The 13658-nt window shown below is 60.0% G+C and carries 15 protein-coding genes; 7 read left to right on the top strand and 8 right to left on the bottom strand.

Annotation, left to right across the window (positions count from 1 at the left end; translation table 11 throughout):
* Nucleotides 1–25: 25 nt before the first annotated feature.
* From AC0YKC_RS16590 to AC0YKC_RS16600, 3 genes are all read left to right on the top strand, one after another.
* Entirely contained in the window at nucleotides 26–394 is a 369-nt protein-coding gene (locus AC0YKC_RS16590; protein ID WP_040989379.1) for a hypothetical protein, read from the top strand.
* A 50-nt stretch (nucleotides 395–444) separates the two neighbouring features.
* A complete protein-coding gene (locus AC0YKC_RS16595; protein WP_488511807.1) occupies nucleotides 445–1092 on the top strand; it encodes a lytic transglycosylase domain-containing protein in 648 nt (215 codons plus the stop codon).
* A 176-nt stretch (nucleotides 1093–1268) separates the two neighbouring features.
* Entirely contained in the window at nucleotides 1269–2549 is a 1281-nt protein-coding gene (locus AC0YKC_RS16600; RefSeq protein ID WP_488511808.1) for a penicillin-binding protein activator, read from the top strand.
* Between the two features lie 7 nt (nucleotides 2550–2556).
* Here AC0YKC_RS16600 and AC0YKC_RS16605 read toward each other — a convergent pair whose 3' ends face one another.
* The 8 genes from AC0YKC_RS16605 to AC0YKC_RS16640 all read right to left on the bottom strand — a co-directional run bounded on the left by AC0YKC_RS16605 (nucleotide 2557) and on the right by AC0YKC_RS16640 (nucleotide 10001).
* Entirely contained in the window at nucleotides 2557–3228 is a 672-nt protein-coding gene (locus AC0YKC_RS16605; RefSeq protein ID WP_488511809.1) for a methyltransferase family protein, read from the bottom strand.
* A gap of 244 nt (nucleotides 3229–3472) precedes the next feature.
* Entirely contained in the window at nucleotides 3473–4501 is a 1029-nt protein-coding gene (locus AC0YKC_RS16610; protein WP_488511810.1) for a phosphatase PAP2 family protein, read from the bottom strand.
* Between the two features lie 28 nt (nucleotides 4502–4529).
* The gene (locus AC0YKC_RS16615) at nucleotides 4530–5495 is read right to left on the bottom strand and encodes a phosphatase PAP2 family protein (RefSeq protein ID WP_488511811.1); all 966 of its coding nucleotides are present in this window, start codon (nucleotides 5493–5495) and stop codon (nucleotides 4530–4532) included.
* 44 nt (nucleotides 5496–5539) lie between these two features.
* Nucleotides 5540–6085: a prepilin peptidase gene (locus AC0YKC_RS16620; RefSeq protein ID WP_488511812.1), complete on the bottom strand. Its 546-nt coding sequence runs from the start codon at nucleotides 6083–6085 to the stop codon at nucleotides 5540–5542.
* On the bottom strand, nucleotides 6082–6627 hold the full coding sequence (locus AC0YKC_RS16625) for a tetratricopeptide repeat protein (RefSeq protein WP_488511813.1): 546 nt from the start codon (nucleotides 6625–6627) through the stop codon (nucleotides 6082–6084). The genes AC0YKC_RS16620 and AC0YKC_RS16625 overlap by 4 nt, the downstream gene beginning before the upstream one ends.
* 52 nt (nucleotides 6628–6679) lie before the next feature.
* Nucleotides 6680–7636 (bottom strand): type II secretion system F family protein, encoded by a 957-nt coding sequence (locus tag AC0YKC_RS16630; protein ID WP_488511814.1) that lies wholly within the window; start codon nucleotides 7634–7636, stop codon nucleotides 6680–6682.
* Between the two features lie 8 nt (nucleotides 7637–7644).
* Nucleotides 7645–8616 (bottom strand): type II secretion system F family protein, encoded by a 972-nt coding sequence (locus AC0YKC_RS16635; RefSeq protein ID WP_488511815.1) that lies wholly within the window; start codon nucleotides 8614–8616, stop codon nucleotides 7645–7647.
* Complete coding sequence (locus AC0YKC_RS16640) at nucleotides 8616–10001, bottom strand: TadA family conjugal transfer-associated ATPase (protein ID WP_488511816.1); 1386 nt, start codon at nucleotides 9999–10001, stop codon at nucleotides 8616–8618. The genes AC0YKC_RS16635 and AC0YKC_RS16640 overlap by 1 nt, the downstream gene beginning before the upstream one ends.
* A gap of 496 nt (nucleotides 10002–10497) precedes the next feature.
* On the opposite strand from AC0YKC_RS16640, the gene AC0YKC_RS16645 reads away from it, so the two are divergent.
* The 4 genes from AC0YKC_RS16645 (at nucleotide 10498) to AC0YKC_RS16660 (ending at nucleotide 13607) form a co-directional block, all read left to right on the top strand.
* Complete coding sequence (locus AC0YKC_RS16645; protein ID WP_488511817.1) at nucleotides 10498–10701, top strand: Flp family type IVb pilin; 204 nt, start codon at nucleotides 10498–10500, stop codon at nucleotides 10699–10701.
* Nucleotides 10702–10792: 91 nt separating this feature from the next.
* Nucleotides 10793–11821 (top strand): Flp pilus assembly protein CpaB, encoded by a 1029-nt coding sequence (cpaB, locus tag AC0YKC_RS16650; RefSeq protein ID WP_488511818.1) that lies wholly within the window; start codon nucleotides 10793–10795, stop codon nucleotides 11819–11821.
* Between the two features lie 51 nt (nucleotides 11822–11872).
* A complete protein-coding gene (locus AC0YKC_RS16655) occupies nucleotides 11873–13318 on the top strand; it encodes a type II and III secretion system protein family protein (protein WP_488511819.1) in 1446 nt (481 codons plus the stop codon).
* Nucleotides 13305–13607 carry a hypothetical protein gene (locus AC0YKC_RS16660; protein WP_488511820.1) on the top strand — a complete coding sequence of 101 codons (303 nt, stop codon included), beginning with the start codon at nucleotides 13305–13307 and terminating at the stop codon, nucleotides 13605–13607. Before AC0YKC_RS16655 ends, AC0YKC_RS16660 begins: the two co-directional genes overlap by 14 nt.
* The last annotated feature ends 51 nt before the right edge of the window (nucleotides 13608–13658 follow it).

Consider the following 13658-nt stretch of genomic DNA (forward strand, 5'->3'; position numbering starts at 1 on the left):
ATTCGCAATTCGAAGAGGGGCTTACATGAGACATTCCGCAAGATTGCTGGCTTCGGCCGCGGCGCTGCTGCTCGCCGGGTCGACGGGCTTCGCCGCCGACATCATCGGCGAGCCGGCGGTGAATTACTGCCGCACCGTGGGCACCTCGGACCTGGTGCTGACCGACAACATGGTCGAGCTCAAGGACCATGTGGTGAAGCTGATGGACGAATCGGTCGCCGTCGCTAACAGCCCAGAATGGATCAACTCGTCGCGTCCCGCCTTCGTCTGGGCCTCGGAAGCCAAGGTCGCCTGCGGCATGGCCTATGGCTACCTCAAGACGAACTACAAGGACGAAGACACGCTCAACAAATGCGAGTGCTTCCACGACCGCATGGTCGAATATATGCATTGAGCTGACGTGCGAGCGAACACCGGCTGGCTGCGATGGTGGCCGACGGAAGATTGCCGAAGGCGATCGCGCTGGCGGTTGCCTTGCTCGGCCTGACCGAGACACCTGTTTACGCCAACTGGCCGGAGCCGTCGAGGGCGCGGACCGTGCGCTGCGATGCGGCGCCGGAGCGGTCCCGCGAGACATTCAAGGCATTCGCCTCTTGTCAGGCCTCGCGCTGCGGCCTCGAACCGATGCTGGCGCAGGCGGTGATGGAGATCGAAAGCGGCTTCGATCCCGGCGTACGCGGCGCCGAGGGCGAAGTCGGCCTGATGCAGGTCATGCCGGCAACGGCGCGGATGCTCGGCTTTCGCGGCTCGCTCGACGAGCTTGGCGAGCCCGCCACCAACATTGCGCTCGGCGTCAAATATCTGGCGCGGGCAAACAGGCTTGCCGCGGGCGATCCCTGCACCGCTGTGATGAAATACCGGGCCGGGCACGGGGAAACCCGCTTCTCGGTCCGCTCAGTCAACTACTGCCAGCGCGCACGCGCGATCCTGGCACGCGAAGGCCTCGAGGTGAGCGGCCCGTTGCCGGTGGCGACGATTGGCTTCTCCGACGTCTCGACGATCGGATTCTCCGATGCTTCTGTGGACGGCGCCCGCACCGTGAGAAACGCGTCTGCGTGCGCCGATCGTTCGTGCCCGGGCCGCGCTACATGAAATGCGCCGAGTATCGCAGCGCGGCGCAAGCGAGGCAGATACAGGCGCTGAGAGCGCGGCTCTTCGACGGTTAGCTATGATCCACGAATTGTGGGACGGCGGAGCAAGCAAACACGTTAAGATGAATGGAAGACAGACCAGGATAAAATACCTGGCGGCAGATGGGTGGAAGCATCATGAAACTTGAGCGGCACGATCCGCGTCTGAAGCGCGCCGCGTCGAAACGTATCCGTGCGGCGCGGGCGATCGCTCTCGGGCTCGTCGCGGCGCTCTCCGGATGCCAGTCCAAGAGCGGCGCGTCGGACGTGCTCGATCCATCGGCGATCGCGGCACCCGCCGGCCAGGCGGGCGCTCCCGCGGCGCCCGCCCAGCCAGCATTGGCCAGCGCGACATCGGATGGCCCGACCTCGGCCGCCGCCGCGAAGGCCAATCTGACGCTCGGCACGGGGCCGACCAAGGTGGCCATGCTGCTGCCGCTTTCGGCTCCCGGCAGCGCGGGCGAGAACGGCCGAAAGATGTATGACGGCGCGCGGCTGGCGATGGCCGATCTCGGCGACAAGCTCTTGACGCTGACGATCCAGGATACGCGCGGCGACAGCGCCAACGCCAAGGACCTCGCGGTGAAGGCGATCACCTCGGGCACGGCGAAGGTTGTCATCGGACCGTCCGAGCTTACGGCCGCGCAGCACCTTGCCAAGCTCTCCGGCTCCAAGCGGCCACCTGTGCTGGCGCTGGCCGACAATTTTGCCGGCGGCCCCGGGGTCTATTCCGTGCGGCTCAGCGAAGCCGACAGCGCCGCGGCGGGCGCGGCGGCGATCGCCAGCAAGGGCGCCAGGAAATTCGTGCTGATGGTGCCGGCGGGCGCGGATTCGAGCGCCGTCGAATCGCGGGTCGCCAACGCGCTCAGCATCTATGGCGCCACGCTTGCGGTGACGCTGCCCTATTCGGCGGCGGATGGCGGCGCGAAGGTGGTGTCCGACATGGGCTCGCTGGTCGAGGCGCCCGACGCCGTGGTCGTCTTCTGCGGCGACGGCAGCCCTATCGCCGTGCTCGCCGCGCTCAAGGCAAAGGGCATTCCAGGCAAGGCCGTGACGCTGATCGGCACCGACCGCTGGCTCGAGCGCCCTATGGATCCGCTCTATGAGGGCGCCTATATCGCGACGCTCGACGAGAGCGAGACCGGGCCGATCGCCGACCGCTTCAAGGCGACCTACAAGTACCAGCCCGACGTCAACGTGGCCTATGCCTACGACATGGTGGCGCTGAGCGCGGGCATAGCGAGCTCAGCCGGCCCCGACGGCTTCAACAAGCAGGTGCTGGAGAACACGACCGGCTTCCGCGGCTCGACCGGCCTCTTCCGCTTCCGCGCCGACGGCTCGAGCCAAAGGTCGATGCCGTTCTTCAAGGTGGAGAAGGGGGAGTTGAAGCTGGTGGAGAAGTCGACTTCGGGGTTTTAGCTGCAGATCAGCTATCGCGATAAGGCGCCGTTTTGGATGCGGAATAGAACCGCGGTACCAACATCGGCACCCGCCGCGCATATTCTTCATACTCGGGGAAGGTCTGCCGCAGGATCGATTCCTCGTGTCTGGCGCGGCGCAACTGCAGCGTGAACTGCAGTACACCCAAAGCAGCCATCAGAGCCGAAAAGTGGGAAATGATCATCCCAACAACGAAAACAGCTTCGCAAACATAGAGAGGGTGACGGACAATTGAGTATGGACCGGTGGCAACGAGGCGGCGGGCGGTGGCCATAATGGAGAAAGAGCGGCCGAGCCAATAAACGCAGAAAATGGAACCTGCATTGCCAATGAAGACGGCGCAAAGCGCCACCACCTGGGCCGATCGGTTATCGACAGGACGCGTAAAAATCATCGCGATGAGTATCAGAAACGTCCCGAGCACCGAAATCACTCTCGGTTCGATTCCCTTGGCGGTTCCTCGCGCCGGAATACGGACGATTGTCACAAGTAATTGCAGCAGCAGAAACACTGTCGATGCGAGTTGAGTCACGACCGCAAGCGTGTTCGCTGAAGCGCCGTGTCGGAAATACAAGAACAAAGGAATAGCGCTGGATGTCGCCAGAAACGTCGTGACAACGACGATGGCAAGGCGTCCAAAGAAATCCTCGGTCAACATATTCCTCGCCCTCTCCCAGAGGCCACTAAGGCAGTTTCCAAAGCGTTAGCGGCCGGCTGCATGAACCTCCGATTAACATCTTCTGCCTAACTTTAGCGGATGCCGAACGCTCTTGCTCTGCTCCGTGTCCTGGCTCCAACTGCTGCGACCTTTTCGTTTATCGCGGTACTCGCGCTCAACCCACATAGCGCCACGTTCGCGTTCTGGTTGGCGTTACCTGTAAATGCGGCTGGATGGACCCACCTCACGAGCGCAAGTCAGACAGCCATCCAGCAACTATCCAGATGAGTGGCGTGGCCAACATGGAAGCGTATCCGTCAACCGCGTAGTGCCAAGCGAGTTGGACGGCGGCCAGCTGAATTGCAATCAGGAACACGATACTAACCCAGCGCAGCAGATGGCCGAACCTCCAAAGGTAGATTGCATTTAGAGTCACCACAGCAACGTGCAGCGAAGGAAAGGCCGAGATGCCGCTACCCAAACGTGGGCCATCAAGCGCAGCATTGGCAAGAAGCATTCTTTGTGCGTCGAGAGCCCACACTGGATAGACAGCGTTTGTCGCTTGAAGATAATTCATCAATGGCGAGAACGTATCGTCGCCGTAGAAGGCCTTGATGAAGGCAGGCCCGACCGAAGCGAAAACGGTTGCTGCGGCGTTCCCCAAGAGCATCCAGGTCAGGACAAACGCGACCAAATATTGCGATCGAAGGCGCTTGTCGCCTGTCGAGAAGGTGACACAAAACAGCACGACGAGCATCACCACGAACCAAAGATTGTAGAGAAAGTTTAAGGCAAAGGTCAGCGATCCGGCTCCAAGCAGAGGATGCAAGATCCTCCAGGCATCCTGACCACCATGGATCGCCCTGTCGACGGCGATAATTGCCGAGTCGGCGTAAAAAGGCACTATCCTGCTGAGACCGCCCTTCATGCTGGTGAACAGGGAGAAGAAAACCGGCAAGACCAAGGCAACCGGCAAACCTATGACGAGCCGATTGGGGAGATCGTGCTCCAACAAGCGATGGACCAGAGTAGGAAACAACTGCTCCGGTCGTTGAAGCATGACGCGCGTCGCAATAACGGCAAACATGACAAGCGTAACTCCCGAGCCGAATAGCAAGAATGGTTCGCTGTAGATCTGAGGATCGAGTGGAATGCGCCAATAAATCGCAGCAAAGGCCACAGCCAGTGCGTACGCCGCCACCGTTAGAAAGAACGGCCGGTTGGCATGCCAGGCCGCTGAGCAGCCATATGCAAGGCCAATCATCCGCATCATGCAGCTTCGTCAGACTGCATGGCTGACGCTAGCTCGACGCAGCGGAGCGGCTGATTTCAGCCACAGGCGAAACACCTGCCGCGCGCATAGCGGCAATGGACACCGTAGCAATCGCCGCCCCGGCGAGCACATCTGCAAAATGGTGACCACCCTCCGGGATCGTAGCGAGGATCATGATGGCATTGATCGCGGTTACGGGCAGAAATAGGATCGAGCGCCGCAAATTGTAGGTGATTATGATGCCCAGCGCGGTATGGAAAGAAGGGAAGCTGGTAAGCCCAATTGTGTTGGCAATCACAAACGTGAACGGCGCCGAACTACGCAATTGAGCAAGGGTTGAGAGATGCGCCAGACCTCCGATCGCGGTAAAATGACTGAAAGCACTGCGATCAGGCATATGAAAGGAATAGGCACCCGCGGCGGGTACAGCCAACATCAGGATGCCCGTCATCAGCCCGGAGAGAGCATTCAAGGCCACGAATTCTAGCATCCGCTCACGTTGCCCCCCGATCGATTGCACCAGGAAGACCAATGGAACTTGGTAGGACAGTGCGGCGTAGCAACAGACCATAGCAGTCGCCACTAATGGGATTCTGTTGGCGAATGCGACAGCCCGGAGCCAATCGAAGCCAATTGCCGCGTCAAACGAGGCCAGGTAGGCGTCCATCAGCGGACGCGTGGTGTTCGCCGCGAGATACATGAACAGGAAGCTCGCCACCGAAAGCGGAACGAACAGCATCAGGAAGATGCCCACGTTCTTCATGGCGTCGACGGTGCCCGCCAAAAAAGCCTGTATTCCGCTCGGAAACCTAGATCGGCGCATCTCAATGAGCCGCGCCGCCGCAAAGAAGAATGCTACCAGGGGCACGGCTTTCATCAGATAGACCCAATTGGACGGGCTGAATGTTACATTTGATCCTGGGACCATAACGACATCGGCTGCTACAAAGATAGCGGTCACGAAAACAATGACTGTCACGTAGCGATGGGACACCGACCGTTTCACCGTCTGACTCAAGTAACGGACTTTAGGCAGAGTTAATTAAGCTGCTCCAAGATCCCCGAACTGGTCGCCACCATAATGGCGTGATACATCTGCAAGGCCATGGCGCAGATGGCGGCCCCAGAGATCGGCACGCCGAATGGCACCACCCCATTGCGGTCCATATGCTGCACATAATGACGGAACATGCCAGCCGGCAGCAGGAAGGGATTCTTGACCAAAGCAGCCGTGCCGATCGCGAAAACCAGCAGCAACACGGCAAACACCAAGAGGTTGCTTCCGCCAATCAGAAGCGGCGTAACGCTCATCAGCTTGACGTCGCCGGCGCCGATTTTGCGCAAAAGCCAGAATGGGAAAAGGGCAACGAACAGTGCAACTCCGCCGAACGCACTGATCCCCATCTCCAGCCAAGAGTGGGTTTGCAATGCCTGGAACTGCAAAACTCCGAGGCCAAGGCAGAGTAGCAGCAGCACGTTACCGTTGGATATTCTTTGCGTCGTAAAATCGGTCCACGCGATTCTTGCCAGCAGCAGCATTGCCAGCGCCTTGAACATAAGCGAGGCGGCCAGCAACAGGGTCATGACCGCTCTATGTTCCGCACGCTGGATGACAGCAGCTTCAAATTGTTGGCCACGGTCGGATCGTTGGGCGCCAACTCGTAGGCCTTGAGGAAGTTGGTGCGCGCCTCCTGCAGCTTGCCGCGCAGAAGGTAGGAATAGCCGAGATTGTTATAGTACTCTGGCGTCGCGCCGAGCAACCGGTAGGCCCTGCCGTACGCCATGTCAGCCAGATCGAAACGCCGGATGCGGTCGCAAGAGGCGGCGAGGCCGAGCCAGGCAACACCGTCATTGGGCGCGAGCCTGGTCGCCTTGTAGAACAGGGCGCCGGCATTGCCGTAATTTTCGGAGCGGAACTGCGTCTTTGCCTCGGCGACCGCCTGGTCGGAGGCATAGTAGTCGACATCGCTCACCGTCTTCAGCCCGTCGAAGGCGTCGCCAAAGGTGGTATAGTCGCCTTTGGCCGGCTCGTTGGTGCGCACGACGCCGCCGGTGGAGTCGTTCGTCTGGCAACCGCCCAGGAAGATCAGCAGCAGGCTGGTCGCGACTGCGAGGCGCTTTGTCATTGTGTGTCCCACGAGTCCCCGACTCTATTTTAGATTCTAATCATATGACGGACTAGAAGAAAATGCCCTTCATTCGGATAATCACCGGTAGCAGGATCACCATCATCACTACCGGAAAAATGCAAAGGCCAAGCGGTATTGTCATCTTAACGGGCAAGGCGTTGGCGCGTTCTTCCGCCTGCAGAATGCGCTGATCACGCATTTCGGCGCTGTAGACGCGCAGGGCATCGGTGAGGCTGGTACCCAGCTCTTCCGATTGACGGAACAGCACCGCCAATGCCTTGGCTTCTTCGAGACCGATACGGTCGGCGAGCCCACGCAGTGCCTCGCGCAATGGCTTGCCGGCCCGCAACTGCAGATTCATGATCGAGAGCTGAATGCCAAGCCATTTGTGGCTGCCGGCCAACTCGTGGCTCACTCGTTCGACTGCCGCCTCCAGGCTCATGCCGGCATCGGCGCAGGTGATCATCATGTCCATGAAATCGGGGAAGGCGCGACGATAGACCTGCTTCTGCTTGTTCTCGAAGCGATCGAGCATGATGCTCGGGATGACGATACAGCCTAGACCGATCAGACCCGCGCCCGCGAAGGCAAAGATGCCGGGCACCCGCGCCGGCAATATCTTCGACAAGAGGACGTACATGACCAGAAAGCCAATGGCGACAGCTCCTAGCCGGCAAAGCGTGTAGATGAGAGGAGCGCTCGCGTGATAAAAACCGGCGCGAAAGAGCTTGGCCTCGAGGGCGTCAGGCTCGTTGCGCTCCTTCTCCATCGTCTTGAAGTAGGCTTCGACCGGCCTTTGCGCCGCAGCCCTGACGAGATGGTCCTGTCCCAGGATCGAGCGGCGGTCGAGATGGCCATCACCGACGAGATTGCCCGTCACCAGCCGGCGTGTCTGCATCGCTGGCAGAAGCGTCAGGGCGGCGAATAGAAACAAGGCCACCGCCGCTGCGAAGACGGCGAGCGACACCAGTAAGGTCAGGTCGTTCATGTTCGAAAGCAGGCTCATGGTCGCTCCTAGAAATCGAAAGTGACCATGCGATACATGATGTAGTCGCCAAGCAGCGCCCAGAACCCGAATGCCGTAAATACCGGCGTGATCAACGGGTTGCCCCAGATCTTGCCATAATAGGCCGGCGCCACAAGCATCAAGATCAGAAACATGACGACAGGAAACAACGAGATAATCCATGCCGACATGCGGCCTTCGGCCGAGAGCGCCCTGATCTTCAATTTGAGCTTCTGCCTTTCGCGCAGCACGGATGAGAGGTTCGCGAGGATCTCGGTGAGGTTACCGCCCGTCTTGGCCTGAATCGAGAGCGACACCGACAGCAGGTGCAGGCCATCAAAGCCGACCCGCTCCGAGAGTTTCCGCACCGCCTGCTCCATGCTAAGCCCGAAGGTGATTTCGTCAGCGACGATGCCGAATTCCGTCCCGAGGGGATCGGGCATCTCGCGGGCGACGAGACCTATCGCGACCGAGGCCGGGTGGCCGGCGCGGAGGGAGCGCACGATCATGTCAAGCGCGTCGGGCAATTGCTTGGCGAACCTAAGAACCCGCTTTTTGCAGGCCCGTCGCAGGATCAATAGCGGCAATACGAACCCTACCCCGAGGAAGATGAGGGCAGCCGCGGGCGCAGAGAGACCAACCAGGACCCAAATAAGCAATGCCAGTCCTAAACCGGCGAGAAGGAACGACGCCGCGAAAGTCATCGGGTTTCCAGTGACGCCGGATTGTGTGTAAAGCCGGTTCAACCAGATAAAGCTAGACGCGAAGTCTCCCGAACCAGTCAGGCCACGTTCGCGCAGCAGGCTTTGCAGGGTCTGCTCCGCAGGCGCCTCGTCGGTGAGACGGCGAAGCCGGTGGTTAACCGCGGCCCGCTGCGAGCGCCGGCGGGTGAGAGAGAGGTAGAATGCCTCACCGGCAAGGATGACGGAGGCGGCCGCAACTACGTAGATGAAATAGAGAAGCGTCTGTCCCGTCAGCATTACAGCGCCACCTGCGGATTGAACGCATCCTTGGCGAAATGAAGGCCAAGCGTCGCCGCCTCGGTGGCGAAGCGCGGGCGCACGCCGGTCGCCCGGAATTCGCCGAGGATAGCGCCGTCGGCGGCAACGTCGCGCCTGACATAATGATAGATCTCTTGGAGCTGGACGACATTGCCTTCCATGCCGGTGATCTCCGAAATCGAGATCACACGCCGGCCGCCGTCGGAAAGACGCTGCGTCTGCACGATGATATCGATGGCGGAAGCGATCTGTGCGCGAATGGAATCGTGCGACATAGGCATTCCCGCCATGCCGACCATCTGTTCCAGGCGCGATATGGCATCACGGGGGGTGTTGGCGTGGATAGTGGTCATCGAGCCTTCGTGGCCGGTATTCATGGCCTGCAGCATGTCGAAGGCTTCCTCGCCGCGCACTTCGCCGACGATGATGCGGTCGGGGCGCATGCGCAGCGCGTTCTTCACCAGTTCCCGCTGACGGATCTCGCCCTTGCCTTCGACATTGGGCGGGCGCGTCTCCAGCCGGCCGACATGCGGCTGCTGCAATTGCAGTTCCGCCGCATCCTCGATCGTGACCAGACGCTCCCTTGACGGGATGTAGCTGGACAATGCGTTGAGCAGTGTCGTCTTGCCGCTGCCGGTGCCGCCCGAAACCAGGATCGACTTGCGCGCCTGCACCGCAATCTTAAGCATGTCGATCATCGGCTGGCGAATCGAGTTGAACGCCATCAGGCGTTCCAGCGAATAGGGATTCTTCGAGAATTTGCGGATCGAGACCAGCGGGCCGTCGATCGAAACCGGCCGCACCGCTATGTTGACGCGCGAGCCGTCATCCAGGCGCGCATCCGCCATTGGCGATGACTCGTCCACCCGACGGCCGATATTCGAGACGATCTTGTTGATGATCCGCAGCAGATGCGCCTCGTCGCGGAAGCGGATCGCGGTTTGCTCTATGATGCCACGACGTTCGATGAAGACGCGCTCATGAGTGTTGATCATGATGTCGGTGATCGAGTCGTCCTTGAGCAGCGGCTCGATGGGGCCAAGACCCAGCATCTCGTCGGCGGTATCGCTGGTCAGTTGATCGAGCTCGCGAGCGTTCAAAGGCACGTTCCGGCCGCGCACGAATTCGCGCACGATCGGCCGAATCTCATTCAGGATCTCGTCCTTCGAAGCGTTTTCCAGTGCCGTCAGATTAAAACGGTCGATAAGATGGCGATGCAGTTCGACCTTGAGAGTCAGAAAGTCGTCACCCTGCGGTTCGGCATCCGTCGGGGCAGCCGAAGCAATTCCGTTTACAGCCGCGACAACGGTTGCGGGCTGAATCGCTCGCTGATCGCCCTGTCCTTTTATGAAGCGACCTAACATGCCGCCGAACCCCTGCTGATTTCCCCAAGGTCGAAACTAAGCGTTAACCACGGGAGGCACAAGCGGCCTGCAGGCCACAGTCCAGTATTACTTTCTACATAGTTAAGAACGGCGCCGGTTTTCGAAGGAACTATTTCGACCTTGCTCCACTCTCGCAGACCAAAGTCCTAGGACCTTTGCCGCAGCCAGGTTACTAAGGTCGCTAAACCATTAGATATAAATAATTATGTAGGATTTCTAATGCGACCACAACGAGACGCAGCCGTGGCCGAATTGTGAATGAATGGTTAAAATGACTTGAAAAATGAGGCGAATCAAGCCCTTGTCGAAATTGAGCGAGCTTCAAATCGAGTATTGAAAGGTTAACCTTCCGTTAATCCGTTTGACACTGCTTTTTCGCACGACCTAGGATTGAACGTGACGGGGGATGCTTGGGTATGGGGTTCATCCTTAGCTCTGTCTCGTCGGGTTCAAACCTCCAAAGGGAGAAATTGGCATGAAGAAGCTCATGACGATGGCCCGGCAGTTCCGCGACGATGAAAACGGCGCTGCTATGGTCGAATATTCGGTTCTGATCGGCATCATCACGGCGGCAGCTATCGCAATTATCCTTGCAGTTGCCACCTTCGTGCAGGGTGCATGGAGCACGCTCTGCAGCGCGCTGGCCAACTCGACGCCCGGCTGCACGATGCCGAGCTGATCTGCGAATACTAGCCAGGTCCGGGGATTCCCGGACTTGGCTCCCCAAAAGAAGAATTTTCGGGGCAGTAAGACTGCAGTGGGGTAGATGGATGCGCGCTAACACACTCGTTATGATCGTGCTCGCTGGTATATTCGGCGTTCTGGCAGTTGTACTTGTCAACATCTGGCTTGCGGGCCAGCGCAATGCCTTGGCACAATCCAACGGCGTGCAGGCTAGTTCAGTCGTGGTCGCGGCGGTGCCATTGAAATTCGGCGACGCGTTGAGTGCGGACAAGCTGCGCGAAATTGCGTGGCCGGCGGGAGCCGTGCCAGCGGGCGCCTTTAAGACGGTCAAGGATGCCTTAGCCGGCAATGGCGCAAGGCAGGCTTTGCAGACGATCAGCGTAAACGAGCCTATCCTGGCGACCAAAATTACCGGTGCGGGCCAGCGCGCCACACTTTCTGCCGTGCTCGACGAGGGCATGAAAGCGGTTTCCATCCGGGTCAACGACGTGCTTGGGGTGGCGGGCTTCGTCTTTCCCGGTGACCGTGTCGATGTACTGCTGAGCCGATCGGTTCGGGACAGTGACGGCGCCGATAAGAGTTTCGTCGACGTGTTGCTGCAGAGCGTCAAGGTGCTCGCCGTCGACCAGGTCGCGGACGCGACCAAGGACAACCCGACCGTCGTCAAAGCGGTGACTGTGGAGGTGAGCACGAAGGACGCCCAGAAGCTCACGCTGGCCGCAGGCGCCGGGCAATTGTCCTTGGCGTTGCGCCAGGCCGCAGGCAGCAAGGGCGAGATGAATGAAAGGGTCACGCTGGCGGATCTGACCGGCGACACGCCGGACGATGTCGCCAAGCGCCAGGCCGAGCTCGACAGGCAGGCTGCCGAGGAGGCGGCGCGCAAGCAAGCCGACGAGAAGATCGACGGCCTCGCCAAGGCGGTGGATCGGGTCGGCAGCCAGCTTGACCAGATGAGTAAGGCAAAACCCGTTTCGGTCGTGGCCGCCGCTCCCCAGGCTCAGCCGCAGGTTAAGGAAGTTATCAAATACGTCCAGCCGGAACCGCCAAAGCAAGCGACTGTCGGCGTGTTCCGTGGTATCAAGCTGGAGACATATGACGTGCCGCGACAAGACTGACGAGGGTCGGCGCGGCGGGCTGCCACAGGCAGCAAATTGGGGAGACGCGGAATGCAGGGGTTTTGGGTGAGGATAGCGGCGGCCGCGCTATCCGTTCTGGGTGTATCGGCGATCTCTGGCCATCCGGCTACCGCGGCTGACCGCTTCATCGACGTATCGAGCCCGTCGCTGCATCGCGTGTTCGTGCCCGTTTCCCAATCCGCCACGATCCAGGTGAACGCCACGCTGGGCGACATCGTCGTCGGCGACGAGAAGATCGCCGACGCGCAGCCGATGACCGACAAGACGCTTTACATCATCGGCAAGACCATCGGCACCACCACCGTCAATCTGTTCTCCGAGGACAAGCGCTCGCTTGGCACCATCCAAATCGAGGTCGGCCAGGATGTCAGTGACATGGCGGCCGCGATTCGCCAGGTGGCGCCAAGGGCCCGGATCGAGATCGGCTCGATCAACGGCAAGGTGCGCCTGAGCGGTCACGTCAAGGATGCCGCAACCCTGGCGCAAATCGTCGAGGTGACGCAGCAATATGGGCCTGACGCCATCATCAACGCCGTTACGATCGATGAGAGCGAGCAGGTTAATCTGTCGGTACGCATCCTTGAGGCCAAGCGCAATGCCGGCCGCGATCTTGGGGTGTCGTTCAAAAGTACGAACAGCAGGGGCACTACCCGGGTCGGGACAGGCATTGGCACCGTAGACAAGGACGGAGCCGAGTTGGGCGCGGGCGACTTGGTCACGGGCCTTCTGTCCAAAACCAACCCGTTCGCGGCGCTCATCACGCGCATTATCGATAGCAACATCAAGGTTGACCTGATCATCGAGGCGCTGGAGGCGAAAGGCGTCGTTCGTACGCTGGCCGAACCGAACCTCACCACGGTTTCCGGTGAAACGGCCAGCTTTAATGCCGGCGGCGAAGTGCCGGTGCGCAGCGTCAATGCGCAAGGCGAAGTCGAGATCGTCTTCAAGCAGTTCGGCGTCAATTTGAACTTCACGCCGATCGTGCTGGACGACGGCAAGATCCACATCAAGCTGGCTCCAGAAGTCAGCGACCTGACAGGCTTCACCGCCGCCGGCGACCCGATTTTCACCAACCGCAAGCTATCGACGGTGGTCGACCTGCGCGACGGCCAAAGCTTTGCGGTCGGCGGTCTGCTCTCCAGCAAGAACACCATACAGCAAGACCAGGTGCCGTGGCTCGGCCAGGTCCCGATCATCGGCGCGCTTTTCAAGAATTCGAGCACGGCGAAGGAAGAGACCGAGCTGGTCGTCATCGTGACGCCGCACCTGGTGCGGCCGGTGAAGCCTGGCGAGCAACTGGCGACGCCTTTCGACAAGACCAAGCCTGCCAACGACCCGGAGCTTATGCTGCTCGGCCAGCTCGAAGTCAACAAGGACATGATCCGCATGTACGAGCATGGCGACGGCGTCACCGGCCCTTATGGCCACATGCTGGATGTGAAATCGAAGGACAAGCTGGTCTATGTCAAGAAGTAAGCTCCTGCTCATCCTTCTCGGCACCAGCCTGCTCGCAGGCTGCGCGGCTGACTATCTGAACAATTACGACACGATAACGCTGGCTGCCGGCGACTCGCAGAAGGCCAATCAGCTGCTGCAGACTGTCGACCCGTACAACCCTGCTTCGAACAATACAAAGATCGAGGGCGACGGAGCGCGCTCCGTCGGAGTCGTGCAGAAATACAAGCTTCCGCCAAGTCGGTCGGCGCCGGCAACCAACATGACAGTCAATGTCGGGCCATCGGGCACGCCCAGCGGAGCGAACTAGAAAGAAGGATGCGGCGCGTCGGGCGCGCGAGGACGTCCGGCACGAATGGAG

The sequence above is a fragment of the Mesorhizobium sp. CNPSo 4661 genome, assembly GCF_057784215.1.

Coding starts and splice junctions, on each gene's coding strand:
- AC0YKC_RS16590 (WP_040989379.1), top strand. CDS start 26: ATGAGACATTCCGCAAGATTGCTGGCTTCGGCCGCGGCGCTGCTGCTC.
- AC0YKC_RS16625 (WP_488511813.1), bottom strand. CDS start 6,627: ATGACAAAGCGCCTCGCAGTCGCGACCAGCCTGCTGCTGATCTTCCTG.
- AC0YKC_RS16645 (WP_488511817.1), top strand. CDS start 10,498: ATGAAGAAGCTCATGACGATGGCCCGGCAGTTCCGCGACGATGAAAAC.
- AC0YKC_RS16655 (WP_488511819.1), top strand. CDS start 11,873: ATGCAGGGGTTTTGGGTGAGGATAGCGGCGGCCGCGCTATCCGTTCTG.
- AC0YKC_RS16600 (WP_488511808.1), top strand. CDS start 1,269: ATGAAACTTGAGCGGCACGATCCGCGTCTGAAGCGCGCCGCGTCGAAA.
- AC0YKC_RS16605 (WP_488511809.1), bottom strand. CDS start 3,228: ATGTTGACCGAGGATTTCTTTGGACGCCTTGCCATCGTCGTTGTCACG.
- AC0YKC_RS16620 (WP_488511812.1), bottom strand. CDS start 6,085: ATGACCCTGTTGCTGGCCGCCTCGCTTATGTTCAAGGCGCTGGCAATG.
- AC0YKC_RS16640 (WP_488511816.1), bottom strand. CDS start 10,001: ATGTTAGGTCGCTTCATAAAAGGACAGGGCGATCAGCGAGCGATTCAG.
- AC0YKC_RS16635 (WP_488511815.1), bottom strand. CDS start 8,616: ATGCTGACGGGACAGACGCTTCTCTATTTCATCTACGTAGTTGCGGCC.
- AC0YKC_RS16630 (WP_488511814.1), bottom strand. CDS start 7,636: ATGAGCCTGCTTTCGAACATGAACGACCTGACCTTACTGGTGTCGCTC.
- AC0YKC_RS16610 (WP_488511810.1), bottom strand. CDS start 4,501: ATGATGCGGATGATTGGCCTTGCATATGGCTGCTCAGCGGCCTGGCAT.
- AC0YKC_RS16660 (WP_488511820.1), top strand. CDS start 13,305: ATGTCAAGAAGTAAGCTCCTGCTCATCCTTCTCGGCACCAGCCTGCTC.
- cpaB (WP_488511818.1), top strand. CDS start 10,793: ATGCGCGCTAACACACTCGTTATGATCGTGCTCGCTGGTATATTCGGC.